We start from the raw sequence: 26,455 nt of genomic DNA on the forward strand, positions 1-26,455 counted from the left end.
GTCATATCTTATTTCTGAATTACGTTATTTCGCTTTTGTGACGCCAGCGATATATCGCAACTTATTGTTTAAATTAATAAATTACAGATACAAAAAAGCCGTCCGCGGATTATTTTCCGCAGACGGATTTATCTCACAAAATAATTAAATACCGAGCGCTTTTTTACCGGCGTTAATTACCTCAATGATTTTATCGGTGTCATAAATACAGCCTTTCCAGGTGCCGCCGCTCACGGACTGCAATGCCGCCCACAGCCGGGTGTCGTCCGGCAAAAAGTCGTGGGCGTGCAGGTTCGGGTGCGTCTGCCGCATTGCCAGCTCGCGTGCCCCCTCCTCAGGCGTCAGCGGGTTATCCGCGGTGCCGATAAAGTTCACGCTGCCCGTTAATGTCAGCCTGTCGACGGCTATCTCGATGATGTCGTTATCGCGCAGCTTGCCAATCGGCCCGCCCGCCAGCGCCTCCGGCGACACGTGGCCGAAGCAGGCGCCCGTCGACACGCCCGAGAAGCGCGCATCGGTGATGAGCGACACCGTCTTGCCCCACGAGATATGCTTCAGCGCGGAGGTAAGCTGGTAGGTCTCTTCCATGCCGGTGCCGGACGGCCCGCCGCCGATCACCACCATGATATCGCCCTGCTTGATCTCTTCCCGCTTGATGGCCTTGATCGCCTGCGCTTCCGAGACAAACACCCGCGCCCGACCGGTGTGGCGGTAAACGCCATCTTCACCGACGACCGACGGGTCGATCGCCGTGGCCTTGATCACCGAGCCTTCCGGCGCGATGTTGCCCGTCGGGAAGCAAACCGTTGAGGTCAGCCCTTTCGCTTTTGCCTTCTCAGGCGGCAGGATCACGTCATCCGGATCCACGCCATCCTGCTCGCGCAGGCACTGGCGGAAGCGCGCCCGGCGTTCGGACGTCTGCCACCAGTCGAGGTTTTCGCCCACCGTCTGGCCGGTGACGGTCATGGCGTCCAGATGCAGCAGGCCAAGATCGCGCAGGTGGAGCATCACCTCCGGCACGCCACCCGCGAGGAAGGCGCGCACGGTCGGGTGATAGTCCGGGCCGTTGGGCAGCACGCTCACCAGGCGCGGCACCCTGCGGTTGACGCGCGTCCAGTGCTCTACGTCCGGGATCGTGCAGCCCGCCGCGTGGGCGATGGCCGGAATGTGCAACAGTAAATTGGTCGAGCCGCCGAACGCCGCGTGGATCACCATGGCGTTTTCGATGGCTTTATCGGTGAGGATATCGCGCGTGGTGATGCCGCGGTTATCCAGCTCGCTCACCGCCCGCGCAGACTGGCGGGCGATCTCCAGCCACACCGCCTGTCCGGACGGGGCCAGCGCGGAGTGCGGCAGCGCCAGCCCCAGCGCTTCGGCCACCACCTGCGAGGTGCCCGCCGTGCCGAGAAACTGACACCCGCCGCCCGGCGAGGCGCAGGCGCGACAGCCCAGCTCAGCGGCCTCCTGCAGGGAGAGTTCATGGTTGGCAAAGCGCGCGCCGATAGTCTGCACCTTGCCCGCGTCTTCCCCCACGGTTGGCGGCAGCGTCGCCCCGCCCGGCACCAGAATGGTCGGCAGGTCGTGCATCGAGGCCAGGGCAATCATGGTGGCGGGCAGCCCTTTATCACAGGTCGCGACGCCGATCACCGCCCGCCGCGTGGGCAGAGAGCGGATCAGACGGCGAAACACGATCGCCGCGTCGTTGCGGTACGGCAGGGAGTCGAACATACCGTGCGTGCCCTGCGAGCGACCGTCGCACGGATCGCTGACGAAGGCCGCAAACGGGATCCCGCCGTTGCGGGTGATCTCCTTCGCCGCCGCCTGCATCTGCATGCCGATCTCCCAGTGGCCGGTGTGGTAGCCCAGCGCAACCGGGCGTCCGTCCCCGGCGCGGATGCCGCCCTGGGTGCCGATGATCAGCACCTCTTTGCCGGTCAGCTTGTTGGCATCCCAGCCCATCCCGGCGTTCTGCGTCATGCCGAACAGGTTGCCGCTGGGGGATTCCATCAGCATCTGCGGGGTCAGCGGCAGCGCGCCCTGCGGCCCCGCCGCGTGGGTGATGACGGCATAAAACGCCTCGTCCTGCGGGGTGAAAATCTTCTCGATGGTCATGGTTATCGTCCGGCTCAGCAGAGCTTGAGCTGTTGCAGCAGGGTTTTCAGCTGCGCCTTACGCGGCTCGTCCAGCGCAGAGGCGGGCGGCAGCACGTGCGTGGAAATCGGGCGGCCGCAGAGCACAATCGCCTCTTTAATGACGTTCACAAACGGCGTATCCAGCTGATACATCTGCGGTATTTGCAGTAAGGTCTGATGATACTCAGCCGCTTTCGCCACGTCTTTATCCCGCCAGGCTTTCAGAAGATTTACCGACACCTGTGGGGCAAAGTTGCCGCTGGCCGAGATCGCCCCGTCGCCGCCGAGCAGCAGGGTATTAAACAGATGATCGTCGTAGCCGCACAGCACCGTGAAGTGCGGATGGGCGCCTTTGACGGTGTGGATCATGCTGCGCAGATGGGCGACGGAGTCGATGGTATCTTTGATGCCGACGATGTTGCTGCGCGAGTCGGCCAGGGTTTTCACCAGCGCCGGGGTCAGATCCTGCCCGGTCAGCGCCGGGAAGTTATAGAGCATCACAGGCAGCGTGACGCTGTCCGCCACCTGCTCGAAATAGCGGATCAGATTCGCTTCCGACACTTTCCAGTAGTAAGGGTTGATCACCACGATGCCGTCCGCCCCCGCCTGCTGCGCGTGCTGGCTGAGCGCAATGGTTTCCCGGGCGTTGGTGCCGCCGGTGCCGATCAGGACCGGCACGCGACGATCGACATGATCGATAGCAAATTGGGCAATGGTTTTACGCTCTTCGGCGCCGAGCTGGGAGAACTCGCCGCCGCTGCCCAGGAAGAACAGGCCGTCAACGCCTGCTTTGATGAGATCGTCGATCAGCGCGGCGGTGCCCTGCTTATCGAACTGGCCATCGGCGGTAAAAATGGTGGAGACAGGGGGAATGATTCCCGTAAACAACGCGGACTGCGGCATGAGATCTCCTTGCTGAATCATTTTGTTCTACATTATAGAACAGTGTTCGTTAAATTAACGATCATACTATGACGCAGGAAAAGCGCAGGTAAATGAGAGATGGAGAGGGAGTGCGGGAAATTTAAGCTGGATCACATTATGCGTGGGTGCGGTCTGGTGCCCTCACCCCGGCCCTCTCCCACGGGGAGAGGGTGTAAAAGTTCCCTCTCTCCGTGGGAGAGGGTTAGGGTGAGGGAAAATTACTCCACCAGCATTTTAACAACCACTTTCCTGACCTGAGCAGGTGCTCCCGCCGCGCACAGCGGCTTATGCACTTCGCCCGGCCAGAACACCACAAAATCCCCTTCGCTCAGCACCACGGTTTTCTCCTGCTCGCCTTCCGGCAGGAACGCGATGTCTTTGTCCGCCAGCCAGTCGGTATCCGGCGTACCGTGCGGCAGGGTACTGAAGGTCATCCCTTCCTGCCCCTTCAGCACAATCTGAATATCCAGATAGCGTGCATGGTATTCAGCACGACGCTCGGCGAACGGCTGGGTCATGTCCTCCGAAACCAGATAAAACAGGCTGTTGCCGTTGATGTCGTGCTTGCCGGTCGGCGTCGCGTCGGTGACGTGGGCCTTAACGTGCTCAATGGCCTGACGCAGCTCTTCTGGCAGCCAGGACTGGAGATGATGAATATTGCCAATAATCATGATACAACCCTCAGATTAAAACATTGTTTCATTTTCATGTTTTATACGAGAAATGCTTCTTCCATACCAGCCCTTTTTTGACAAGATTTGCGTCAGCGCATGTTTATCGGGAAATGTGTTAATCCACTGTTAATTGCACACAGGCATTTATGCAGTGGTTATGCATAACCTCATTTCATGCACTTTGCACATAGGGTCTAACTCACTGAATTTAAAACGTAACTCACAAAACCTGTTGGCATATCACACTTTATCACTTTGGTTATTTCCTTTAAAAATCCATAATTATTTATTGATTTATCTTAAGTGAAAAATAGTTAACTGTCATTATTGCATAGCTATTCCCGAATCAACATTTTATCCATTAAAATCAACCATATAACTAAATATTTCAAAACATGTAATTCTACAAAATAATAACAAACTCAAATATTGCCACCCGTTCCTGCTTAGCTATTCATCCCGTAATAATATGAAATTAATCATTATCTGATACGAATCATGCAATTGAAAACAAACTCATCAATATCGGTTTTCGCGTGAGCAATGTCACAATAACCATTATTTAAGCGCCTACTATAACTCACGAAATCTATTGAGCTTAGCCGCCATGAAATTAAACACCTCACATGGCGCATGCCCTTTTTATTCTGAAAAAAGTTAAAGGAATAATTATGGAAAAGCATTACGTCGGTTCTGAAATTGGTCAATTGCGTAGCGTTATGCTGCACCGTCCTAATTTAAGTCTGAAACGGTTAACCCCCTCAAACTGTCAGGAGCTGTTATTTGATGACGTGCTCTCGGTTGAACGGGCGGGTGAAGAGCATGACATCTTCGCAAACACGCTGCGCGAGCAGGGTGTGGAAGTCCTCCTGTTGACCGACCTTCTTACGCAAACGCTTGATATTGCGGAAGCAAAAGCCTGGCTTCTTGAAACACAAATCTCCGACTATCGCCTGGGGCCAACCTTCGCCGCCGACGTACGCGGCTGGCTGGCGGATATGCCGCACCGCGAACTGGCGCGCAGGTTAAGCGGCGGATTAACCTACGGTGAAATTCCGGCGGCCATTAAAAATATGGTGGTCGATACCCACACGGCGAATGATTTTATTATGAAGCCGCTGCCGAACCACTTATTTACCCGCGATACCTCCTGCTGGATATATAACGGCGTCTCCATTAATCCGATGGCGAAACCCGCCCGCCAGCGTGAAACGAATAACCTGCGGGCAATATATCGCTGGCATCCCGCATTTGCCGACGGCGAGTTTATTAAGTATTTCGGCGACGAGAATATTAATTACGACCACGCCACTTTAGAAGGCGGCGACGTATTAGTCATTGGTCGCGGGGCGGTATTGATCGGCATGTCCGAACGCACCACCCCGCAGGGCGTGGAGTTCCTCGCTAACAGCCTGTTTAAACACCGCCAGGCCGAGCGCGTGATTGCCGTTGAGCTGCCAAAACACCGCTCCTGCATGCACCTCGACACCGTCATGACCCACATCGACGTGGATACCTTCTCCGTCTACCCGGAAGTGGTGCGCAAAGACGCCCAGTGCTGGACGCTCACCCCGGACGGCCGCGGCGGCCTGCTGCGCACCCAGGAAACCGACCTGCTGCACGCCATCGAGAAAGCGCTCGGCATTAACCAGGTACGTCTGATCACCACCGGCGGCGATGCCTTTGAAGCCGAACGCGAGCAGTGGAACGACGCTAACAACGTCCTGACCATCCGCCCGGGCGTGGTGATCGGCTACGAGCGCAACGTCTGGACCAACGAGAAGTACGACAAAGCGGGCATCACCGTGCTGCCGATCCCGGGCGACGAGCTGGGACGCGGCCGCGGCGGCGCGCGCTGCATGAGCTGCCCGCTGGAACGCGACGGAATTTAAGGAGCCATCATGGAACGAAAACCCACTCTGGTTGTGGCCCTGGGCGGCAACGCGCTGCTCAAGCGCGGCGAACCGCTTGAAGCGGAGATCCAGCGCCAGAACATCGAGCAGGCTGCCCGCACCATCGCCGGCTTAACGGCGCAGTGGCGCGTGGTGCTGGTGCACGGCAACGGCCCGCAGGTCGGACTGCTGGCGCTGCAAAACAGCGCCTACGACAAAGTCACGCCCTACCCGCTGGACGTTCTTGGCGCCGAAAGCCAGGGAATGATCGGCTACATGCTCCAGCAGGCGCTGAAAAACAATCTGCCCCAGCGCGAGGTCAGCGTCCTGCTCACGCAGGTGGAAGTGGACGCCGCCGACCCGGCCTTCAGTAACCCGACCAAGTACATCGGCCCGGTGTACCGCGAAGCCCAGGCCAAAACGCTGGCCGCGGAGAAAGGCTGGGTGTTTAAGGCCGACGGCAGCTACTTCCGCCGCGTGGTGCCCTCTCCGCAGCCGAAGCGCATTGTCGAGAGCGACGCCATCACGGCGCTGATCCAGCGCGACCATCTGGTGATCTGCAACGGCGGCGGCGGCGTGCCGGTGGTGGAAAACGCCAACGGCTATCGCGGCATTGAGGCGGTGATCGACAAAGACCTCTCCGCCGCCCTGCTGGCGCGCCAGATCGAGGCCGACGCCCTGCTGATCCTGACCGATGCCGACGCGGTGTACCTCGACTGGGGCAAGCCAACCCAGCGTCCGCTGGCGCAGGTGACGCCGGAGCTGCTCAGAGGCATGCAGTTCGACGCCGGATCGATGGGGCCGAAAGTAGCCGCCTGCCGCGAGTTTGTTGAGGCCTGCGGCGGCATTGCCGGGATCGGCGCGCTGAATGACGGCGCGGAGATCCTGGCGGGCGAGAAAGGCACGTTGATTCGTAACTAAACCCCTCCCCTCACCCTAACCCTCTCCCGGAGGGAGAGGGAATGTAAGCCCCCCTCTCCCCGTGGGAGAGGGCCGGGGTGAGGGCATCAGACAGCTAACAATTTAAAAAGGATTTCCCCATGACCATTAACCTGAAAAACCGCAACTTCCTGAAACTGCTGGACTACACCCCGGCGGAGATCCAGTACCTGATTGACCTCGCCATCGAGCTCAAGGCCGCCAAAAAAGCCGGGCGCGAGAAGCAAACCCTGGTCGGGAAAAACATCGCCCTGATCTTTGAAAAAACCTCCACCCGCACCCGCTGCGCCTTCGAAGTGGGCGCGTTCGACCAGGGCGCGCAGGTCACCTATCTCGGCCCAAGCGGCTCGCAGATTGGCCATAAAGAGTCGATGAAAGACACCGCCCGCGTGCTGGGCCGCATGTATGACGGCATCGAATATCGCGGCTACGGCCAGGCCATCGTTGAAGAGCTGGGCGAGTACGCGGGGGTGCCGGTGTGGAACGGCCTAACCGACGAGTTCCACCCAACGCAAATTCTCGCCGATCTGATGACCATGCTGGAACACTCCCCAGGCAAAACCCTGCCGGAGCTGAGCTTTGCCTATCTCGGCGACGCGCGCAACAACATGGGCAACTCGCTGATGGTCGGTGCGGCCAAGATGGGGATGGATATCCGCCTCGTGGCGCCGAAATCCTTCTGGCCGGAGGCAGGCCTGGTTGAGCAGTGCCGCGCCATTGCGAAAGAGACGGGCGCGCGCATCACCCTCACCGACGACGTGGAAGAAGGCGTGCAGGGGACCGATTTCCTCTACACCGACGTGTGGGTCTCCATGGGCGAGCCGAAGGAAGCCTGGGCCGAGCGCGTCAGCCTGATGAAGCCATATCAGATTAACGCGGACGTGATGAAGGCCACCGGTAACCCGAACGTCAAGTTCATGCACTGCCTGCCGGCATTCCACAACGAGCACACTAAGGTGGGCCGCGAAATCGAGATGGCGTACGGGCTGAAGGGGCTGGAGGTGACGGAAGAGGTCTTCGAATCACCGAACTCCATCGTCTTCGACGAAGCAGAGAACCGCATGCACACCATTAAAGCGGTCATGGTGGCGACACTCGGCGACTAATCACCGCCCGGCGCGCCGCGGGGTGCGCCGGGTTCAGGAGAACATCATGGGCAAGTTCAAGTTTCCCTCCGCTTACACCATTCTCTTTTTTCTGATTGCCGTGGTTGCCGTGCTGACGTGGATTGTTCCGGCCGGGCAGTACCATATGGCAATGAACGAGGCGCTCGGTAAAGAAGTGCCGGTTGCTGGCACCTACGCGCACGTGGCAGCGCACCCGCAAGGTCTGGTCTCCGTGCTGATGGCGCCGATTGCCGGGCTGTACGATCCGGAATCCGGCCAGGCCGGAGCCATCGACGTGGCGCTGTTTATTCTGATCATCGGCGGATTCCTCGGGATCGTTACCAAAACCGGGGCGATAGACGCCGGGATCGAGCGCGTCACCACCCGGCTGCGCGGCCGCGAAGAGTGGATGATCCCGATCCTGATGGCGCTGTTTGCCGCGGGCGGCACGATTTACGGCATGGCAGAAGAGTCGCTGCCCTTCTATACCTTACTGGTGCCGGTGATGCTGGCGGCGCGGTTCGATCCGGTGGTTGCGGCCTCTACCGTGCTGCTCGGCGCGGGGATCGGCACCCTCGGCTCCACCATCAACCCGTTCGCCACGGTGATCGCCGCCAACGCCGCCGGGATCCCCTTCACCAACGGCATCATGTTGCGCATCGCGCTGCTGGTGATCGGCTGGATCATCTGCGTGGCGTGGGTAATGCGTTACGCCCGTAAGGTGCGCAAGGATCCGTCGCTGTCGATCGTGGCGGATAAGCAGGAAGAGAACCGCGCCCACTTCCTCGGCAACAAGGGCGAGCAGTCGCTGGAGTTTACCCCGGTGCGCAAACTCATCCTGGTGATCTTCGCCCTCGCCTTTGCGGTGATGATCTACGGCGTGGCGGTGCTGGGCTGGTGGATGGCGGAGATCTCGGCGATGTTCCTCGCCAGCGCCATTATCATCGGGCTGATCGCCCGCATGAGCGAAGAGGAGCTGACCTCAACCTTTATCAACGGCGCGCGAGATTTGCTGGGCGTCGCGCTGATTATCGGCATCGCGCGCGGTATCGTAGTGATCATGGATAAGGGCATGATTACCCACACCATTTTGCACAGCGCCGAGGGAATGGTCACCGGATTGTCGACGGTGGCGTTCATCAACGTGATGTACTGGCTGGAAGTGGTGCTGTCGTTTCTTGTGCCTTCTTCGTCCGGCCTGGCCGTTCTGACGATGCCGATCATGGCGCCCCTTGCCGATTTCGCTAACGTCAACCGCGACCTGGTGGTTACGGCTTACCAGTCGGCGTCCGGCATCGTTAACCTGATCACTCCCACCTCTGCCGTCGTGATGGGCGGGCTGGCTATCGCCCGCGTGCCCTACGTGCGTTATCTGAAATGGGTCGCGCCGCTGCTGGGGATTTTAACGGTGGTGATTATGGTGGCGTTAAGCCTGGGCGCTTTGTTGTGATTTGCCGGATGGCGCTGCGCTTATCCGGCCTACGGATCGGTGCGGTGCCACCGGTTATTTCGGGAACTGATATGGGAACTATGATGGATTACGAAGAGTACTCTCCCAAAGAGCAACTACAGCTAACGGTCTGCCAGCGTCTGATCGCGGAAAAGAGCTATCTCTCCCAGGAAGAGATCCGCCGCGACTTACAGGAGCGGGGTTTTGAGACCATCAGCCAGTCCACCGTTTCACGTCTGCTCAAGTTGCTTGGTGTCATAAAAATTCGCAATGCCAAAGGGCTAAAGATTTATTCGCTGAATCCCCAGCTGCGCCCGGCCCCCGATGCGGCGCGTACCGTCTCTGAAATGGTGGTGAGCGTGGAGCACAACAGCGAATTTATCCTTATCCATACCGTCGCCGGATATGGCCGCGCGGTGGCGCGTATTCTGGATTATCACCAGTTACCGGAAATTTTAGGCGTGGTGGCCGGAAGCAGTATTGTCTGGGTCGCGCCCCGCATAGTGAAGCGCACCGCGCTGGTGCATAAGCAAATTAATTATTTACTCAGAACGCATTAATATTCATAAAGAACCGTTTGCATTGAGTAAAGCGTGCATTAAATCGCTTGATCCCAAAAGCGAGCTGCGTATAATGCCCGACAATTTGCCGGGAGGAAGCATGGTCAAGCGTGTACGACATAACGTCTTACCGCGTCTGAAATCAGACGCTGGCCTGCCGTTTTTCTTCCCGTTGCTAAACCTATTCCCAGAGCCCCTCATTTGAGGGGCTTTTTTTTGCCCGGCGTCAGGAGATAAACATGAATCCGCTTTATCAAAAACACATCATTTCCATAAACGACCTCAGCCGCGAAGAGCTGGAACTGGTTCTGGAAACCGCGGCAAAACTGAAGGCCAATCCGCAACCGGAGCTGCTGAAGCACAAGGTGATTGCGAGCTGCTTCTTTGAAGCCTCGACCCGCACCCGCCTCTCCTTTGAGACCTCCATGCACCGCCTGGGCGCGAGCGTGGTGGGCTTCTCTGACAGCAGCAACACGTCGCTGGGTAAAAAAGGCGAGACCCTGGCGGATACCATTTCAGTGATCAGCACCTACGTCGACGCGATTGTGATGCGCCACCCGCAGGAGGGCGCGGCGCGTCTGGCGACCGAGTTTTCCGGCGGCATTCCGGTGCTGAACGCCGGTGACGGTGCCAACCAGCACCCAACGCAGACCCTGCTGGATCTGTTCACCATTCAGGAGACGCAGGGCACGCTTGAGAACCTGAACATCGCCATGGTCGGGGACCTGAAATATGGCCGAACCGTCCATTCCCTGACCCAGGCGCTGGCGAAATTTAACGGCAACCGCTTCTTCTTCATCGCGCCGGACGCGCTGGCGATGCCGCAGTACATTCTCGATATGCTGGACGAAAAAGGCATCGCGTGGAGCCTGCACGCCAGCATCGAAGAGGTGATGGGCAACGTGGATATTCTCTACATGACCCGCGTGCAGAAAGAGCGTCTTGACCCATCCGAGTACGCCAACGTGAAGGCGCAGTTCGTGCTGCGCGCCGGCGACCTCGAAGGCGCGCGCGACAACATGAAGGTGCTGCACCCGCTGCCGCGCATCGATGAGATCACCACAGACGTGGATAAAACGCCGCACGCCTGGTACTTCCAGCAGGCCGGAAACGGCATCTTCGCCCGCCAGGCGTTACTGGCACTGGTTCTGAATCGCGAATTAGCTCTGTAAGGGGAGACGACCATGACACACGATAACAAACTCCAGGTTGAAGCCATCAAGCGTGGCACCGTGATTGACCACATCCCTGCGCAGGTGGGCTTTAAGCTGCTGACGCTGTTCAAACTGACCGAAACCGACCAGCGCATCACCATCGGCCTGAACCTGCCGTCGGGCGAGATGGGCCGCAAAGACCTGATCAAAATCGAGAACACCTTCCTGACCGACGAGCAGGTTAACCAGCTGTCGCTGTACGCGCCGGACGCCACCGTCAACCGCATCGACGAGTACGAAGTGGTCGGCAAATCACGCCCGAGCCTGCCAGAACGTATCGAAAGCGTGCTGGTCTGCCCGAACAGCAACTGCATCAGTCATGCTGAGCCGGTTTCCTCCAGCTTTGCAGTGAAAAAGCGCGCCAATGACATCGCACTCAAATGCAAATACTGCGAAAAAGAGTTTTCTCATTATGTGGTGCTGGCCAACTAATTGAGGTTGGTAATGAAATCCCGGCTGTTATAATGGCCGGGAACATTCTTAACGCTGTAATTCTGGAGAAAAAATGAGCAAAGTACTCGCGACGGAAAATGCACCAGCGGCTATCGGCCCATACGTTCAGGGCGTTGATCTGGGCAGCATGATCATCACTTCTGGCCAGATCCCGGTGAACCCAAAAACCGGTGAAGTACCTGCCGACGTAGCGGCGCAGGCGCGTCAGTCGCTGGAAAACGTGCAGGCGATCGTCGAATCTGCCGGTCTGAAAGTGGGCGATATCGTCAAAACCACCGTGTTCGTGAAAGATCTGAATGATTTTGCGACCGTTAACGCCACTTACGAAGCGTTCTTCACCGAGCACAACGCCACCTTCCCGGCGCGCTCCTGTGTGGAAGTGGCGCGTCTGCCAAAAGACGTGAAAATTGAAATTGAAGCGATTGCCGTACGTCGCTAATTTATTTCAAGAAAGAGAAGGCAGCTCTGGCTGCCTTTTTTTATTTCGACCATTTTTACTCTCTCCGGGAAATGACGCATCCGCCACTCCATTAATAGACTGACGCTGCCTTGCTCTATTCTAATTAATGGATGATGAATGAAACTCTCTAAAATTGCGCTGGCGGTAACCACATTAACGGTTGCGTCTTCCGCACTTGCACACGGATATATAGAATCCCCTGCCAGCCGCGCTTATATGTGTAAGCTCGGCCAGAATATTGACTGTGGCTCTGTACAATATGAACCGCAGAGCGTAGAAAAGACCTCCGGCTTCCCGACGGGTGCGATGCCGCCTGACGGCCAGCTTGCCAGCGCCGGTATTGCCAGCTACTCCCAGCTTGATAAGCAGAGCCTGAACGCCTGGACCAAAAATCCCATGACGGCAGGCCCGCATGAATTTGTCTGGCACCATACCGCGCCGCATAAAACCACCAACTGGCGTTATTACATTACCAAACAAAACTGGGACCCCAATAAACCGCTGACCCGTGACCAGTTCGAATTAACGCCGTTCTGTACTATTAACGGAAATGGTCAGGCACCGGCGATGACAAAATCCATGACCTGTAATGTCCCGGAACGTACGGGCTACCAGGTTATTTATGGCGTGTGGGAAATTGCGGATACCGCAAACAGTTTCTATCAGGCCATTGACGTTGATTTCGGTAACGGCGGCAACGTCACGCCGGACGACACCCCAGCGGTGATATCCCAGTGGAGTAAAACCCTGAGCGGACAGATTGCCGGGAATAACCTGAACACGGGCGATAGAGTGATTGCACGCTTCTTCGACGCCAACGGGGAAGTTGCCGCCCTGCGTACCGAGCTGACCATCGGCTCCGTTGCCCAGGGGGATACGAACCAGTGGTCCTACGATCTGGCGCAGAAGATCAACGCCGCGTACAGCGATGTGCGTGTCGGGGTGAAGGATGAAGCGGGCGAAATTAGCCCGGTTCACGGCGCGAACAGCGTCTTCGTCAAAGACGGCAGCGCCCTTCAGTCCGTTGCGATTTCGTACGAAGAGCAGAAGGCGGAAGTGAATGAAACCATCGCGGTATCTAACCTGCACTACAGCAAAATCGAGAATGGCAAGGCGTCCGTCACCTTCCACGTGAACACCAAAGGCGACGTGAACGTTGAAGCGCACGTGATGAACCACAGCGGTGCGGAAAAGGGGTATCTGAAGCAGGAGATGAATAACGCCAGCCAGGACGTGACCATGACCCTGACTGACGTCACGGCGGGTCACCATATGCTGAAATACTACGCCACCAACAAAGACGGCACCCTGTTCGCGCAGGACGTGCTGGATCTGATGCTGGAAAGCGACGCGGCGGACAGCAACGGCCCGCATGACTTTATCTTCCCGGATAACGTCGCGTCCTACAAAGCGGGCACCGTAGTGCTACAGCCGAAAGACGGTAAGACCTACGAATGCAGGCCTGTCCCGTTCAGCGGCTACTGCGTGCAGTACAGCCCAACCGCAAACCAGTTTGAACCAGGCGTGGGCGCGCACTGGAGAGAGGCATGGGTGTTGAAGGACTGAGTGATCTGATTCCCTCACCCTAACCCTCTCCCAAAGGGAGAGGGAATTTATACACCCTCTCCCTTTGGGAAAGGGCTGGGGTGAGGGTTCTTTACTACTGATTCCGCGTCGCGCGCAGCAGCGTTTCCAGCGGGTACACCGCCGCAATCATTACCTCGTCCTGAACCTTCGCCGCGTTATCCAGTTCGCTCTGGATCGACGCAATCTCTTTATCATCCAGCGTGCCCTGGCGCGCCACCAGATCCGTCAGCCTCAGGCCAATCGCGGCCAGCTTATCCACCTCCTGGATCACCGGCTTAATGGCCTTCAACTGATAGCTGTTTTCGCTTAGCGCCAGCGCGTCGCTGGTGTTGTTCTGCCAGCGGTTAAAGACGTGGCGCAGCGCGTCGGCGCTTTCCGTGTCTTCCGCGTCGCTCACCAGACGGTCCGCCCATTTATTCATCTGACGCACGGTCGCACTTTCCGGGTTTAGCGCATCAGCGAGCCGGTTGAGCGGCTCAAACTGATGATAGTTTCCAGCCTGGAACTTAAGATGCTGGCGGGTGTAATACTGCGCCGGTTCAAGCGCCTGGGTGAGAATTTGCAGCGGAAGGGTATCCGCATTGTTGGCGAGGCGCGTGAACTGCACCTGCTGCTGGGTATGCTGCTGTAGTCCAGCCGACACCGTCGACCAGCTGTCCATCGCCTGGAGCCGGGTATACATGTTGTCGATGTCGTTGACGTCCTTCGCCGACCATAGCCGCTCCGCCACCGCAAAGGCGCGCGGCCACAGACGGATATCCAGCACCGGCGCGACCACGTTTTCCGCCCACAGCGCGGCTTCACCGCCGAGCAGATTGGCCTCGTTCGCCGGGTCCGGCACCACCGGCGGTATGCCTTTTGGGACCGCGTCCAGACGCGTGCCGCTAATCGGGTAGCGGGCGTTACCCACCAGGAAATAGCCGCTGAGCTTATCGTTCTCAACAGAAACGACCGGACGCGTTTCACCCATCCAGGTATCAACGGTAAACGTTACCTGATTGTCGTCCCGCCATTGAATGTTATCCACCGCCCGACGCGATTTCCCGGCAAAATCAATAAATCCGCGCCAGCCAGCATCGCCTTTCACCAGCGTAAAGCTGCCTTCCACCGGCTTGCCTTTCAGACGCGGCATGGAGAAAGCCCAGCTCTGGACGCTGTCGGTGTCCGCTATCACATCCACGCCGTTCAGCCCCTGCGGCACAATTTCATTGCGGTAGTGGTAGGCGGTGGATTGCGGCTGATCGAGGTAGAAACCGGTTGAGAGAATGCCCTTATAGCCGTTCTGCGCCACCTGCCCCAGCGCGTCCTGTCCCTGCCAGGACTGGATCAGAATGCTTTTCGGCAGATCGGGATGGTAGATCTCATCCCAGCCAACCATCTGCCGGTGGTGCTTCTCAAGGATCGTCTCCAGCTTGCGGTTGAAATACGCCTGCAACGCGTGGCTGTCCGCCAGTTTGTTGTCGCGCAAGAATCTCTGGATCGCAGCGTTCGCTTTCCACTGGCTGTCGTCAACCTCATCGCCGCCAATATGCAGATATGGATCCGGGAAGATCGCCGCCAGTTCGCTGACCATCGCGTCGGCAAAGGTATAAGTTGCCTCTTTGGTGGGATCCAGCACTGGCTTCAGCACGCCCCAGTGGCGCTCCATGGCGTATGGCCCCGGCGCGCTCATCAGCTCCGGGTAGGCGACGGCAATCGCCGACGCGTGGCCCGGCATATCAATTTCCGGCACCACGCGTATGCCGCGTTCGGCAGCGTAACGCACAATCTCGCGCATCTGCTCAGGGGTGTAGAACAGCCCGTCGCTGGCAAGCTGGGTCAGCTTAGGGTAGCGCTTTGAGCTGAAGCGCCAGCCCTGATCGTCGGTCAAATGCCAGTGCAGCACGTTGAGCTTCGCCGCGGCCATGCCGTCGATCTGGCGTTTAATATCCGGAATCGGGAGGAAGTGGCGCGCCGAATCGAGCAGCAGCCCGCGCCACGGGAAGCGCGGCGAATCTTCAATGGTCACCCACGGGATCGAGGTGTTTTCGGCGCCGTTCTGCATCAGCTGAAGCAAGGTTTCCATGGCGCGCAGCGCGCCGAAGCGGGTATTGGCGGAGATATTTACGCCGTTGGCGTCCACCGTGAGTTTATAGCTCTCATCGCTGTCCGGCAGCGGCTGCGGCTTCACCTTTTTGGCGATGGCGATGCGGATGGTCGGCTTGTCAGGTTTTTCGGCCTGCGGCTGTAGCGTCCAGCCGGTTTGAAGGGCGATGCGCTGGCGCAGGCGGTTGACCGCATCCCCCAGATCGTCGCCACTTACGCTCACGGTGAGTTGATTGTTAAGCTCCAGCGCGCCCTGAGTGGTCGGGCGTTCAACCTTCGCAGGCCAGGGCATTAAGGGAAGGTCGCCTGCCGGTGCGGCAAAGGCGGAGGCGCCGAGCATGAGCCCGGCGGTTAAGAGACTGTACCGTAACATGAATGTTCCTTATCTGACGGGCCAAATACAGGCAAAACATTCTGTTAACATGCGCTCAAATTGTCGTCAAGCGAATGCGCCGACGGAGATCACAGGTTGTTGAATTTGGGAGGAAAGCCAGCTGCCGGGTGGCGGCTTCGCCTTACCCGGCCTACGTTCGGATCGTAGGCCCGGTAAGCGCAGCGCCACCGGGCTTGCCGTTACTGCCACCCATACCGACGGCTATAGAACCCCTTCACCATCTGCGTCAGCACCATGTAACCCGCGAGGATCGCCACCAGCCATGGGAAGTAGCTCAGCGGTAGCGCCTGGAGTTGCAGGTAGCTTGCCATCGGCGAGAACGGCAGCGCGATCCCGAGCGCCATCACAATGCCCGTCATCACAATCAGCGGCCACGCGGCACGGCTCTGGATAAACGGAATGCGGCGGGTGCGGATCATGTGCACAATCAGCGTCTGGGACAGCAGCCCCACCACGAACCAGCCGGACTGGAACAGCGTCTGGTGTTCCGGGGTGTTGGCGTGGAACACAAACCACATCAGGCAGAAGGTCAGAATGTCGAAGATGGAGCTGATCGGCCCAAAGAACAGCATAAAGCGCCCCAGATCGGCGGGGTTCCAGCGCTGCGGCTTCTGGATCTGCTCGTCGTCCACGTTATCAAACGGGATGGCGACCTGTGAGACATCGTACATCAGGTTCTGGATCAGCAGATGCAGCGGCAGCATCGGCAGAAACGGCAGAAACGCGCTCGCCACCAGCACGCTGAAGACGTTGCCGAAGTTCGAGCTGGCGGTCATTTTGATGTATTTGAGCATATTGGCGAAGGTGCGACGCCCTTCGATGACGCCCTCCTCCAGCACCATCAGGCTCTTTTCCAGCAGAATGATATCCGCTGCTTCGCGGGCAATATCCACCGCGCCGTCTACGGAGATACCGATATCCGCCGCACGCAGGGCTGGCGCATCGTTGATGCCGTCGCCCATAAAGCCCACTACATGCCCTTCGCGACGCAGCAGAGTGACGATGCGTTCTTTATGCATCGGCGTCAGGCGGGCAAACAGCGTGGTGCGTTGGGCAAGGTCGGCCAGCTCATCGTCAGACAGGAGCTCAATGTCGCTCCCCACGACGACGTCGCCCGCGTCCAGGCCGACTTCGTGGCACACTTTGGCCGCCACCAGCTCGCTGTCGCCGGTGAGAATTTTGACGGTGATACCGCTCGCTTTCAGCGCTTTCAGCGCAGGTGCGGTGGTCTCTTTCGGCGGATCGAGGAATGCGATGTAACCCTCGAGGATCAAATCAGATTCATCGATACGCTGGTAGTCCCCTTCCCGCGCGGGCAGGAACTTGCTGGCTACCGCCACCACGCGCAGCCCCTGGCGGTTCAGGTTATCGGTGACGCGTTTGATGCGGCGCAGCATGGTCTCATCCAGCGGCACGATCTCGCCGTTATGGCGCACCTGCGTGGAAACATTCAGGATCTCCTGCAATGCCCCTTTGCAGATCAGCTGATGCACGTCCGGCTGCTCGCTGACCACCACCGACATGCGGCGGCGCTCGAAGTCGAACGGAATTTCGTCCACCTTCTGCCAGCGCCCGGAGAGCATGCGGGCAGACTCTTCATCCACACCTTCCAGCACCGCCACGTCGAGCAGGTTTTTCAGCCCGGTCTGGTAGTGGCTGTTCAGCCACGCGCTGTACAGCACCCGTTCGCTGGTCTTTCCGGCGATATCGGTGTGGTTCTCCAGCACGATTTTGTCCTGGGTGAGGGTGCCGGTTTTATCGGTGCAAAGAATGTCCATCGCGCCAAAGTTCTGGATGGCGTCGAGGTGTTTAACAATCACCTTTTGTTTAGAGAGTTTGACCGCCCCGCGCGCCAGCGTGGAGGTGACAATCATCGGCAGCATTTCCGGCGTTAAGCCAACGGCCACGGAGAGCGCGAACAGCGCCGCTTCCCACCAGTCGCCTTTGGTGTAGCCGTTGATCAGCAGGACAATTGGCGTCATGACCATCATAAAGCGGATCAGCAGCATGCTGACGCGGCCAATGCCTTTCTGAAACGCATTCGGCTCGCTCTCCTGCTCGCTGACGCGTCCGGCAAGCTGTCCAAACCAGGTATTGCCGCCGGTGGCGGTGACAATCGCCTGCGCGGTGCCACTAACCACCGTGGTGCCCATAAAGCACAGGGTGTCGCACTCCAGCGGGTTCATCTGCTGCGGATCGCGGGTCCGCGCCACCTTCTCTACGGGCAGGGATTCACCGGTGAGTGACGCCTGCGCGACGAACAGATCCCGCGCCTGGATGATACGTAAATCCGCCGGGATCATGTCCCCCGCCGCCAGCTTCACCAGATCGCCCGGCACCAGCTGGTCAATGGGAAGCTCAATCCAGGCGTTTTCGCCGAGGTCGTTAATCACGCGCGACACGGTGGCGGTGTTGCTGACCATCGCTTTCAGCGCATCCGCCGCTTTGGTGGAGCGCGCTTCCTGAATAAAGTTCAGCAGCGTGGAGATCCCTACCATCAGGGCAATCACGCCTGCGGCAAACAGATCTTCAGTGGCGTAAGAGATAATCCCGAGCACCGTCAGCAGCAGGTTGAACGGATTGCGGTAGCAGAGCCACAGGTGGACCCACCAGGGAGAGGGTTTCTGCGCCGGGATCTGGTTATCGCCATGTTCCGCGCGGATTTTTGACACTTCTTGCGCGTTCAGCCCTTCCGGGTGGCCGCCAAAGGCGCGCCAGACTTCGTTTTCATCCATCGCCGCCACGTTCAGGCAGCGCTCGGTCAGGGAAGCGGGGATTGCCGCTCCCGCCATGGTGTTGGCATTTGGCAGCGGATCGCGCGCAATCAGGCGATGTGGCAGGTGACGGCTCAGCAGCGCTTGCAGCTGCCGGGTGATATTTTTCAACATAGTCATTCCCCCGCATCCGCAAAGGCGGAAGCAGTCTTTCCCGCAGGCGTGGCAAAGCCGTACCTGTCAGGCACTTAATTTATCAAGCAGGAACGTATGAACGTTGCTGCCTCACGCCGGTGAGACAGCAAAAAGCTGGCTTACCGGTAAGAAGGTTTTCTCCGGGTCAGGAGAGGTGTGGGATCGGGATCCATGTGGCCTCCGGTAAGTAAAAAGTTGGGTATCGGCGCGCAGTATAGAGATTTATCCATACCGTTTGTGACTAATCGGGCGGTATTATAACGCCCTGCAAATAAACCGAACGTAAACCAGACTTTGCCCATAGCGAATTCGCAGGATAGCATTAGGCTCAATTGATTATTTTATCGTTGTTACAGGGAATACAGCATGCAGAACCGCCTTACGATTAAAGACATCGCGCGTTTAAGCGGCGTGGGGAAATCGACTGTCTCACGCGTGCTGAACAACGAAAGCGGTGTCAGCGAGCGCACACGCGAGCGCGTCGAGGCGGTGATGAATCAGCACGGTTTTTCCCCTTCCCGCTCCGCGCGCGCCATGCGCGGGCAGAGCGATAAAGTGGTCGCCATTATCGTCTCGCGTCTGGATTCCCTCTCCGAAAACCTCGCCGTACAGACGATGCTGCCCGCGTTCTACGAGCAGGGCTACGATCCGATCATGATGGAGAGCAAGTTCTCCGCGCAAATGGTGGAGGAGCATCTCGGTATGCTTCAGCGCCGTAATATTGATGGGGTGGTGCTGTTCGGATTTACCGGCCTAAAAGAGGACGTGCTTAAACCCTGGCAGCCGTCACTGGTGCTGCTGGCGCGCGACGCAAGCGGGTTTGCCTCTGTCTGTTACGATGACGAAGGGGCGATCGTGATCCTGATGCAGCGCCTGTATGAACAGGGCCATCGGCATATTAGCTATCTCGGCGTGCCGCATGCCGACATCACCACCGGCAAGCGTCGCCATGAAGCGTACCTGGCGTTTTGTAAAAAACACAATCTCCCCGCCGTGGCCGCGCTGCCCGGTCTGGGTATGAAACAGGGATATGAACAGGTCGCCAGCGTGCTGACGCCACAAACCACCGCCCTGGTATGCGCCACGGATACCCTTGCATTGGGTGCGAGCAAATATTTGCAGGAGCAGCGCATCGGGGAGCTGCAATTAGCGAGCGTGGGAAGCACGCCGCTGATGAAGTTCTTACACCCGGAGATTATCAGCGTTGATCCGGGTTACGCCGAATCTGGCCGGCAGGCTGCCGCGCAGCTGATCGAGCAAATTACCGGGCGTACCGAGCCCCGTCAGATCGTTATCCCAGCCCATCTCTCATAATTCTTTTGAATAGATTATTGTGATCTTCGCCCGATTTCGGGAACGTTCCCATTTTCGCCGTCACGTTGAAGGAGTAGGCTTGCGCACAGGTCATAACCCCTATCACCATCTGTCATGAGGTTTCATGATGAGTAAAGTCAAACAAACAGATATCGATCAGCTGATCGTCCTGGTCGGCGGACGCGACAACATCGCCACCGTCAGCCATTGCATTACCCGCCTGCGCTTCGTGCTGAACGATCCGGCCAAAGCCAACCCGAAGGCCATTGAAGAGCTTTCCATGGTTAAAGGCTGCTTCACCAATGCCGGGCAGTTCCAGGTGGTGATTGGTACCGAAGTGGGCGATTACTATCAGGCTCTGCTGGCGACTACCGGGCACTCTTCCGCAGATAAAGAGCAGGCGAAGAAGGCCGCGCGTCAGAATATGAAATGGCATGAGCAGCTGATTTCCCATTTTGCGGAGATCTTCTTCCCGCTGCTGCCAGCGCTGATCAGCGGGGGCTTAATTCTGGGCTTCCGTAACGTCATCGGCGATGTGCCAATGAGCGACGGCAAAACCCTGGCGCAGATGTACCCGGCGCTGCAAAGTATCTATGACTTCCTGTGGCTGATTGGCGAAGCGATCTTCTTCTATCTGCCGGTCGGGATCTGCTGGTCCGCGGTGCGCAAGATGGGCGGAACGCCAATTCTCGGTATCGTGCTCGGCGTGACGCTGGTCTCTCCGCAGTTAATGAACGCTTACTTACTTGGTCAGCAAACGCCAGAGGTGTGGAACTTCGGCCTGTTTACCATCGCCAAAGTGGGCTATCAGGCGCAGGTGATCCCGGCATTGCTGGCGGGTCTGGCGCTGGGCTTTATTGAGACGCGCCTGAAGCGCATCGTGCCGGATTACCTGTATCTGGTGGTGGTCCCGGTCTGCTCGCTGATCCTGGCGGTGTTCCTGGCGCACGCCTTTATCGGTCCGTTTGGCCGCATGATTGGCGACGGCGTGGCCTTCGCGGTCCGTCACCTGATGACCGGCAGCTTCGCGCCAATCGGTGCCGCGCTGTTTGGCTTCCTCTACGCTCCGCTGGTGATCACCGGCGTGCACCAGACCACGCTGGCGATCGATATGCAAATGATCCAGAGCCTCGGCGGTACGCCTGTCTGGCCGATCATCGCCCTGTCTAACATTGCGCAGGCCTCGGCGGTAACCGGCATCATCATCGTCAGCCGTAAGCACAACGAGCGTGAGATCTCCGTTCCGGCTGCCATCTCCGCTTACCTCGGCGTCACTGAACCGGCGATGTACGGTATCAACCTCAAATACCGCTTCCCGATGCTTTGCGCGATGATCGGCTCCGGTCTGGCGGGCTTGCTGTGCGGCCTGAACGGCGTGATGGCGAACGGGATTGGCGTCGGCGGCCTGCCGGGGATCCTCTCCATTCAACCCGCTTTCTGGCAGGTATTTGCGCTGGCGATGGCGGTGGCGATTATCATCCCAATGGCGCTGACTACCGTGGTTTATCAGCGTAAGTTCCGTCAGGGCACGTTGCAGATTGTTTAATTCTCTCTTTCGGGGCGCAGTTGCGCCCCTTCGCATTTGCAGGAACGCACTATGAATACCCTTCCTCACTGGTGGCAGAACGGCGTCATCTATCAGATTTACCCAAAGAGTTTCCAGGATACCACCGGCAGCGGCACGGGCGATCTACGCGGCGTAACGCAGCGCCTGGACTACCTGAAAACCCTCGGCATTGACGCTATCTGGCTGACGCCGTTTTATATCTCGCCGCAGGTGGATAACGGTTACGACGTGGCGAACTACACTGCCATTGACCCGACCTACGGCACGCTGGACGACTTTGACGAACTGGTTGCCCGGGCGCATGAACACGGTATCCGCATCGTGCTGGATATGGTCTTTAACCACACGTCCACGCAGCACGCCTGGTTCCGCGAGTCGCTGGATAAAGCGAGTCCGTACCGCCAGTTCTATATCTGGCGCGACGGTACGCCGGATACGCTTCCCAACAACTGGCGCTCCAAATTTGGCGGCAACGCCTGGCGCTGGCACGCCGAAAGCGAACAGTATTATCTGCACCTGTTCGCACCGGAGCAGGCGGATCTCAACTGGGAAAACCCGGCGGTGCGCGCCGAGCTGAAAAAAGTGTGCGAGTTCTGGGCCGATCGCGGCGTGGACGGCTTACGTCTGGACGTCATCAACCTGGTTTCAAAAGATCAGGATTTCCCGGACGATACCCTCGGCGACGGTCGCCGCTTCTACACTGACGGGCCGCGCATCCACGAATATCTTCAGGAGATGAGCCGGGACGTCTTTACCCCGCGTAACCTGATGACGGTGGGCGAGATGTCCTCCACCTCGCTGGAGAACTGCCAGCAGTACGCGTCTCTTGATGGCCGCGAGCTGTCGATGACCTTTAACTTCCACCACCTCAAGGTGGACTACCCCGGCGGCGAAAAATGGACGAAGGCAAAGCCGGACTTCGTGGCGCTGAAAACCCTTTTCCGCCACTGGCAGCAGGGGATGCACAATAAAGCCTGGAACGCGCTGTTCTGGTGTAACCATGACCAGCCGCGCATCGTGTCGCGCTTTGGTGACGAAGGGGAACACCGCGTGGCGGCGGCGAAAATGCTCGGCATGGTGCTGCACGGGATGCAGGGCACGCCGTATATCTACCAGGGTGAAGAGCTGGGTATGACCAACCCGCATTTCAGCCGTATCACCGACTACCGCGACGTGGAAAGTCTGAACATGTTCGCCGAACAGCGGGCTAACGGACGCGATACCGATGAACTACTGGCGATTCTGGCGAGTAAGTCACGCGATAATGGCCGCACGCCGATGCAGTGGGACGCCTCGCATAATGCGGGCTTTACCGAGGCCGAGCCGTGGATTGGCGTTTGCGACAACTACGAAACCGTGAATGTCCGCGCGGCGCTGGACGACCCCGATTCGGTGTTCTACACCTACCAGTCGCTGATTCGCCTGCGCAAAACCCTGCCGGTACTGACGTGGGGGGATTATGAGGATCTCCTGCCTGACCACCCTTCCCTGTGGTGTTATCGCCGCCAGTGGCAGGGGCAAACGCTGATGGTGGTGGCGAACCTGAGCCATTTGCCTCAGGAATGGCAAGCGGACGCTCTCAGCGGCGAGTCGCAGGTGGTGATAAGCAACTACCCCGCCCCTCAAACCTCAATGCTTCGTCCGTTTGAAGCCGTGTGGTGGCTAAAGCAGTAATTCCTCCGCCGGGCACGATGCCGTGTCCGGCTTACTTTGCTGTTTTTGTTGAATAATTAATCAGATTTTTCCTTCGCGTCTTTACAATTGCCCCAGCGCCCGCCGTTTGTACTCTCGTCTTTTTACTTTGTCCTGCATCAAAAAAATCGCAAACATGTTTGATGCAAATCACTATATGTAGCACTTAAAATGCACGCCGACCCAACATCTTGTATTTATCGTCTACTATTCCAACAACAAGACGGCGCTTACGCTGGCCGGAATTGTGGATAACACGGGCTGGGCACGCGGGAAGTCTTTGCCGCGGCGAGGAATACGCCCGGTGAATACTTCTCCACCTCTGTGGATAACCTGTTTTTAAAATGGAGTGATCATGACACCGCATGTGATGAAACGTGATGGCTGTAAAGTGCCGTTTAAATCAGAGCGCATCAAAGAAGCCATTCTGCGTGCAGCTAAAGCAGCGGGAGTCGATGACGCAGATTACTGCGCCACCGTCGCAGAAGTCGTTAGCAGCCAGATGCATGAACGCAGCCAGGTGGATATCAGCGAGATCCAGACCGCGGTTGAAAACCAGCTGATGTCTGGTCCGTACAAGCAGCTGGCGCGCGCCTACATTGAGTATCGTCACGACCGTGACGTCCAGCGTGAGAAACGGGGTCGCCTTAACCAGGAGATCCGCGGCCTGGTAGAGCAAACCAACTCGTCGCTGCTCAATGAAAATGCCAATAAAGACAGCAAAGTGATCCCGACCCAGCGCGACCTGCTGGCCGGTATCGTCGCCAAGCACTATGCCCGTCAGCATCTGCTGCCGCGCGATGTAGTCTCGGCGCACGAGCGCGGTGAGATCCACTATCACGATCTCGACTACTCGCCGTTCTTCCCGATGTTTAACTGCATGCTGATCGACCTGAAAGGCATGCTGACCCACGGTTTTAAAATGGGTAACGCCGAGATTGAGCCGCCGAAATCCATCTCCACCGCGACGGCGGTCACGGCGCAGATCATCGCCCAGGTGGCGAGCCACATCTATGGCGGCACCACCATTAACCGCATTGATGAAGTGCTGGCCCCGTTCGTGACCGAGAGCTTCAACAAACACCGTAAAACGGCGGAAGAGTGGCAGATCCCGAATGCTGACGGTTACGCCCGTTCCCGCACCGAGAAAGAGTGCTACGACGCCTTCCAGTCGCTGGAATATGAGGTAAACACGCTGCACACCGCCAACGGCCAGACGCCGTTTGTGACCTTCGGGTTTGGCCTCGGCACCAGCTGGGAATCACGCCTGATCCAGCAGTCTATTCTGCGCAACCGTATCTCCGGCCTCGGTAAAAACCGTAAAACGGCGGTGTTCCCGAAACTGGTGTTCGCCATTCGCGACGGCCTGAACCACAAGTTTGGCGATCCGAACTACGACATCAAACAGCTGGCGCTGGAGTGCGCGAGCAAGCGTATGTACCCGGATATCCTCAACTACGACCAGGTGGTAAAAGTCACGGGTTCGTTTAAAACGCCAATGGGCTGCCGCAGCTTCCTCGGCGTGTACGAGGATGAGAACGGCGAGCAGATCCACGACGGGCGCAACAACCTGGGCGTCATCAGCCTGAACCTGCCGCGCATCGCGCTGGAAGCCAAAGGGAATGAAGCGGCCTTCTGGACGCTGCTGGATGAACGTTTACAGCTGGCACGTAAGGCGCTGATGACCCGCATCGCCCGTCTTGAAGGGGTGAAAGCCCGCGTCGCGCCAATTCTCTATATGGAAGGGGCCTGCGGCGTGCGCCTGAAAGCGGACGATGATGTGTCGGAGATCTTCAAAAACGGTCGCGCGTCGATCTCTCTTGGCTATATCGGCATTCACGAAACGATTAACGCGCTGTTTGGCGACAAGCATATCTATGACAACGACGCCCTGCGTGAGAAGGGTATCGCGATTGTGCAGCGCCTGCGCGATGCGGTAGACCAGTGGAAAGAGGAAACTGGTTACGGTTTCAGCCTGTACAGCACGCCGAGTGAAAACCTCTGCGATCGCTTCTGCCGCCTGGACACCGCCGAATTCGGCATCGTGGAAGGCGTGACCGACAAAGGTTACTACACCAACAGCTTCCACCTCGATGTGGAGAAGAAGGTGAACCCGTACGACAAGATCGACTTCGAAGCGGCTTATCCGCCCATCGCGAACGGCGGTTTTATCTGCTATGGCGAGTACCCGAACATTCAGCACAACCTGAAGGCGCTGGAAGACGTGTGGGATTACAGCTATCAGCACGTGCCGTACTACGGAACCAACACGCCAATTGACGAGTGCTACGAGTGCGGCTTTACCGGTGAGTTCGAGTGCACCAGCAAAGGCTTCACCTGTCCGAAATGCGGTAACCACGATGCAGCCCGCGTCTCCGTGACCCGCCGCGTGTGCGGCTACCTCGGCAGCCCGGATGCCCGTCCGTTTAACGCCGGTAAGCAGGAAGAGGTGAAGCGCAGGGTGAAACATCTGGGGAATGGGCAGATCGGGTAAGTTCTGCGCAGGGTGTCCCCCCCACCCTACCCCTCTCCCTCAAGGGAGAGGGAACCGATCGAGCACATTGTTATTCCGGCCACCGGTTTTCTCCCTCTCCCTGTGGGAGAGGGCCGGGGTGAGGGCATCAGGTTAACGCTATGAATTATCACCAGTACTACCCCGTCGACATCGTCAACGGCCCCGGCACCCGCTGTACCCTGTTTGTATCAGGCTGCGTTCACGAGTGCCCCGGCTGCTACAACAAAAGCACCTGGCGCCTGAACTCGGGTATGCCGTTTACCGCTGAGATGGAAGACCGCATCATCAACGACCTGAACGACACGCGCATCAAACGCCAGGGGATCTCGCTCTCCGGCGGCGACCCGCTCCATCCGCAAAACGTGCCGGAGATCCTGAAGCTGGTAAAACGCATCCACCACGAGTGCGCGGGAAAAGACATCTGGGTCTGGACGGGCTATAAGCTGGATGAACTGAATGCGCAGCAGATGGAAGTGGTGGATCTAATTAACGTCCTGGTCGACGGCAAGTTCATGCAGGATCTAAAAGATCCTATGCTTATCTGGCGCGGCAGCAGCAACCAGGTTGTGCATCATCTGCGTTGAATGA

General features: G+C 58.1%; 20 protein-coding genes and 1 pseudogene. 15 read left to right on the top strand and 6 right to left on the bottom strand.

Annotated features, from left to right (window positions below; all coding sequences use genetic code 11):
* Nucleotides 1–144: 144 nt before the first annotated feature.
* From yagF to DD597_RS12725, 3 genes are all read right to left on the bottom strand, one after another.
* A complete protein-coding gene (gene yagF, locus DD597_RS12715) occupies nucleotides 145–2,112 on the bottom strand; it encodes a xylonate dehydratase YagF (protein ID WP_129256264.1) in 1,968 nt (655 codons plus the stop codon).
* Nucleotides 2,113–2,126: 14 nt separating this feature from the next.
* Nucleotides 2,127–3,035: a 2-keto-3-deoxygluconate aldolase gene (gene yagE / locus DD597_RS12720; protein WP_129256265.1), complete on the bottom strand. Its 909-nt coding sequence runs from the start codon at nucleotides 3,033–3,035 to the stop codon at nucleotides 2,127–2,129.
* 239 nt (nucleotides 3,036–3,274) lie between these two features.
* Complete coding sequence (locus tag DD597_RS12725; protein WP_015572526.1) at nucleotides 3,275–3,727, bottom strand: YhcH/YjgK/YiaL family protein; 453 nt, start codon at nucleotides 3,725–3,727, stop codon at nucleotides 3,275–3,277.
* Between the two features lie 674 nt (nucleotides 3,728–4,401).
* Here DD597_RS12725 and arcA point away from each other — a divergent pair.
* The 5 genes from arcA (at nucleotide 4,402) to DD597_RS12750 (ending at nucleotide 9,677) form a co-directional block, all read left to right on the top strand.
* On the top strand, nucleotides 4,402–5,622 hold the full coding sequence (gene arcA / locus DD597_RS12730; RefSeq protein ID WP_023305333.1) for an arginine deiminase: 1,221 nt from the start codon (nucleotides 4,402–4,404) through the stop codon (nucleotides 5,620–5,622).
* A 9-nt stretch (nucleotides 5,623–5,631) separates the two neighbouring features.
* Nucleotides 5,632–6,543 carry a carbamate kinase gene (locus DD597_RS12735; protein WP_023315296.1) on the top strand — a complete coding sequence of 304 codons (912 nt, stop codon included), beginning with the start codon at nucleotides 5,632–5,634 and terminating at the stop codon, nucleotides 6,541–6,543.
* A gap of 119 nt (nucleotides 6,544–6,662) precedes the next feature.
* Nucleotides 6,663–7,667: an ornithine carbamoyltransferase gene (gene argF, locus DD597_RS12740; protein ID WP_003863360.1), complete on the top strand. Its 1,005-nt coding sequence runs from the start codon at nucleotides 6,663–6,665 to the stop codon at nucleotides 7,665–7,667.
* 46 nt (nucleotides 7,668–7,713) lie between these two features.
* Nucleotides 7,714–9,117, top strand: coding sequence for a YfcC family protein (locus DD597_RS12745; protein ID WP_129256266.1), 1,404 nt, complete (start codon nucleotides 7,714–7,716; stop codon nucleotides 9,115–9,117).
* Between the two features lie 80 nt (nucleotides 9,118–9,197).
* Nucleotides 9,198–9,677, top strand: a complete 480-nt coding sequence (locus DD597_RS12750) for an arginine repressor (RefSeq protein ID WP_032608385.1) — start codon at nucleotides 9,198–9,200, stop codon at nucleotides 9,675–9,677.
* A gap of 3 nt (nucleotides 9,678–9,680) precedes the next feature.
* Here the strand turns inward: DD597_RS12750 and DD597_RS12755 are convergent.
* Nucleotides 9,681–9,798: pseudogene (locus DD597_RS12755) on the bottom strand (hypothetical protein).
* Here DD597_RS12755 and DD597_RS12760 point away from each other — a divergent pair.
* The 5 genes from DD597_RS12760 to gbpA all read left to right on the top strand — a co-directional run bounded on the left by DD597_RS12760 (nucleotide 9,778) and on the right by gbpA (nucleotide 13,370).
* Entirely contained in the window at nucleotides 9,778–9,882 is a 105-nt protein-coding gene (locus DD597_RS12760; protein ID WP_022646880.1) for a pyrBI operon leader peptide, read from the top strand. The pseudogene DD597_RS12755 and the gene DD597_RS12760 sit on opposite strands and share 21 nt — an antisense overlap.
* A gap of 34 nt (nucleotides 9,883–9,916) precedes the next feature.
* Nucleotides 9,917–10,849: an aspartate carbamoyltransferase gene (gene pyrB / locus DD597_RS12765; RefSeq protein ID WP_022650292.1), complete on the top strand. Its 933-nt coding sequence runs from the start codon at nucleotides 9,917–9,919 to the stop codon at nucleotides 10,847–10,849.
* 12 nt (nucleotides 10,850–10,861) lie between these two features.
* Entirely contained in the window at nucleotides 10,862–11,323 is a 462-nt protein-coding gene (pyrI, locus tag DD597_RS12770; protein WP_008501390.1) for an aspartate carbamoyltransferase regulatory subunit, read from the top strand.
* A 73-nt stretch (nucleotides 11,324–11,396) separates the two neighbouring features.
* Nucleotides 11,397–11,783, top strand: coding sequence for a 2-iminobutanoate/2-iminopropanoate deaminase (gene ridA / locus DD597_RS12775; RefSeq protein ID WP_003863373.1), 387 nt, complete (start codon nucleotides 11,397–11,399; stop codon nucleotides 11,781–11,783).
* Nucleotides 11,784–11,921: 138 nt separating this feature from the next.
* Nucleotides 11,922–13,370, top strand: a complete 1,449-nt coding sequence (gene gbpA / locus DD597_RS12780; RefSeq protein ID WP_003863387.1) for an N-acetylglucosamine-binding protein GbpA — start codon at nucleotides 11,922–11,924, stop codon at nucleotides 13,368–13,370.
* Nucleotides 13,371–13,464: 94 nt separating this feature from the next.
* Here the strand turns inward: gbpA and DD597_RS12785 are convergent, their stop codons facing one another.
* The gene (locus DD597_RS12785) at nucleotides 13,465–15,849 is read right to left on the bottom strand and encodes a beta-N-acetylhexosaminidase (protein WP_129256267.1); all 2,385 of its coding nucleotides are present in this window, start codon (nucleotides 15,847–15,849) and stop codon (nucleotides 13,465–13,467) included.
* A 200-nt stretch (nucleotides 15,850–16,049) separates the two neighbouring features.
* Nucleotides 16,050–18,758 carry a magnesium-translocating P-type ATPase gene (gene mgtA, locus DD597_RS12790; RefSeq protein ID WP_129256268.1) on the bottom strand — a complete coding sequence of 903 codons (2,709 nt, stop codon included), beginning with the start codon at nucleotides 18,756–18,758 and terminating at the stop codon, nucleotides 16,050–16,052.
* 387 nt (nucleotides 18,759–19,145) lie between these two features.
* Between mgtA and treR the strand changes: the two genes are divergently transcribed.
* The 5 genes from treR (at nucleotide 19,146) to nrdG (ending at nucleotide 26,451) form a co-directional block, all read left to right on the top strand.
* Entirely contained in the window at nucleotides 19,146–20,093 is a 948-nt protein-coding gene (gene treR / locus DD597_RS12795; protein WP_015572520.1) for a trehalose operon repressor TreR, read from the top strand.
* Nucleotides 20,094–20,220: 127 nt separating this feature from the next.
* Nucleotides 20,221–21,639 carry a PTS trehalose transporter subunit IIBC gene (treB, locus tag DD597_RS12800; RefSeq protein WP_003863402.1) on the top strand — a complete coding sequence of 473 codons (1,419 nt, stop codon included), beginning with the start codon at nucleotides 20,221–20,223 and terminating at the stop codon, nucleotides 21,637–21,639.
* A gap of 51 nt (nucleotides 21,640–21,690) precedes the next feature.
* Nucleotides 21,691–23,334, top strand: a complete 1,644-nt coding sequence (treC, locus tag DD597_RS12805) for an alpha,alpha-phosphotrehalase (protein WP_047054020.1) — start codon at nucleotides 21,691–21,693, stop codon at nucleotides 23,332–23,334.
* A 373-nt stretch (nucleotides 23,335–23,707) separates the two neighbouring features.
* Nucleotides 23,708–25,846 (top strand): anaerobic ribonucleoside-triphosphate reductase, encoded by a 2,139-nt coding sequence (gene nrdD / locus DD597_RS12810; RefSeq protein WP_023315287.1) that lies wholly within the window; start codon nucleotides 23,708–23,710, stop codon nucleotides 25,844–25,846.
* A 140-nt stretch (nucleotides 25,847–25,986) separates the two neighbouring features.
* Nucleotides 25,987–26,451 (top strand): anaerobic ribonucleoside-triphosphate reductase-activating protein, encoded by a 465-nt coding sequence (nrdG, locus tag DD597_RS12815; RefSeq protein WP_003856093.1) that lies wholly within the window; start codon nucleotides 25,987–25,989, stop codon nucleotides 26,449–26,451.
* Nucleotides 26,452–26,455 lie beyond the last annotated feature (4 nt).

The sequence above is a fragment of the Enterobacter cloacae complex sp. 677-3DZ2D5B genome (genome assembly GCF_004136695.1).
Classification (GTDB): domain Bacteria; phylum Pseudomonadota; class Gammaproteobacteria; order Enterobacterales; family Enterobacteriaceae; genus Enterobacter; species Enterobacter hormaechei_C.

What these genes read in the sequence shown, in the direction of transcription:
- yagF (WP_129256264.1), bottom strand. Translation starts at nt 2,112, where the DNA reads ATGACCATCGAGAAGATTTTCACCCCGCAGGACGAGGCGTTTTATGCC.
- yagE (WP_129256265.1), bottom strand. Translation starts at nt 3,035, where the DNA reads ATGCCGCAGTCCGCGTTGTTTACGGGAATCATTCCCCCTGTCTCCACC.
- DD597_RS12725 (WP_015572526.1), bottom strand. Translation starts at nt 3,727, where the DNA reads ATGATTATTGGCAATATTCATCATCTCCAGTCCTGGCTGCCAGAAGAG.
- arcA (WP_023305333.1), top strand. Translation starts at nt 4,402, where the DNA reads ATGGAAAAGCATTACGTCGGTTCTGAAATTGGTCAATTGCGTAGCGTT.
- DD597_RS12735 (WP_023315296.1), top strand. Translation starts at nt 5,632, where the DNA reads ATGGAACGAAAACCCACTCTGGTTGTGGCCCTGGGCGGCAACGCGCTG.
- argF (WP_003863360.1), top strand. Translation starts at nt 6,663, where the DNA reads ATGACCATTAACCTGAAAAACCGCAACTTCCTGAAACTGCTGGACTAC.
- DD597_RS12745 (WP_129256266.1), top strand. Translation starts at nt 7,714, where the DNA reads ATGGGCAAGTTCAAGTTTCCCTCCGCTTACACCATTCTCTTTTTTCTG.
- DD597_RS12750 (WP_032608385.1), top strand. Translation starts at nt 9,198, where the DNA reads ATGATGGATTACGAAGAGTACTCTCCCAAAGAGCAACTACAGCTAACG.
- DD597_RS12760 (WP_022646880.1), top strand. Translation starts at nt 9,778, where the DNA reads ATGGTCAAGCGTGTACGACATAACGTCTTACCGCGTCTGAAATCAGAC.
- pyrB (WP_022650292.1), top strand. Translation starts at nt 9,917, where the DNA reads ATGAATCCGCTTTATCAAAAACACATCATTTCCATAAACGACCTCAGC.
- pyrI (WP_008501390.1), top strand. Translation starts at nt 10,862, where the DNA reads ATGACACACGATAACAAACTCCAGGTTGAAGCCATCAAGCGTGGCACC.
- ridA (WP_003863373.1), top strand. Translation starts at nt 11,397, where the DNA reads ATGAGCAAAGTACTCGCGACGGAAAATGCACCAGCGGCTATCGGCCCA.
- gbpA (WP_003863387.1), top strand. Translation starts at nt 11,922, where the DNA reads ATGAAACTCTCTAAAATTGCGCTGGCGGTAACCACATTAACGGTTGCG.
- DD597_RS12785 (WP_129256267.1), bottom strand. Translation starts at nt 15,849, where the DNA reads ATGTTACGGTACAGTCTCTTAACCGCCGGGCTCATGCTCGGCGCCTCC.
- mgtA (WP_129256268.1), bottom strand. Translation starts at nt 18,758, where the DNA reads ATGTTGAAAAATATCACCCGGCAGCTGCAAGCGCTGCTGAGCCGTCAC.
- treR (WP_015572520.1), top strand. Translation starts at nt 19,146, where the DNA reads ATGCAGAACCGCCTTACGATTAAAGACATCGCGCGTTTAAGCGGCGTG.
- treB (WP_003863402.1), top strand. Translation starts at nt 20,221, where the DNA reads ATGAGTAAAGTCAAACAAACAGATATCGATCAGCTGATCGTCCTGGTC.
- treC (WP_047054020.1), top strand. Translation starts at nt 21,691, where the DNA reads ATGAATACCCTTCCTCACTGGTGGCAGAACGGCGTCATCTATCAGATT.
- nrdD (WP_023315287.1), top strand. Translation starts at nt 23,708, where the DNA reads ATGACACCGCATGTGATGAAACGTGATGGCTGTAAAGTGCCGTTTAAA.
- nrdG (WP_003856093.1), top strand. Translation starts at nt 25,987, where the DNA reads ATGAATTATCACCAGTACTACCCCGTCGACATCGTCAACGGCCCCGGC.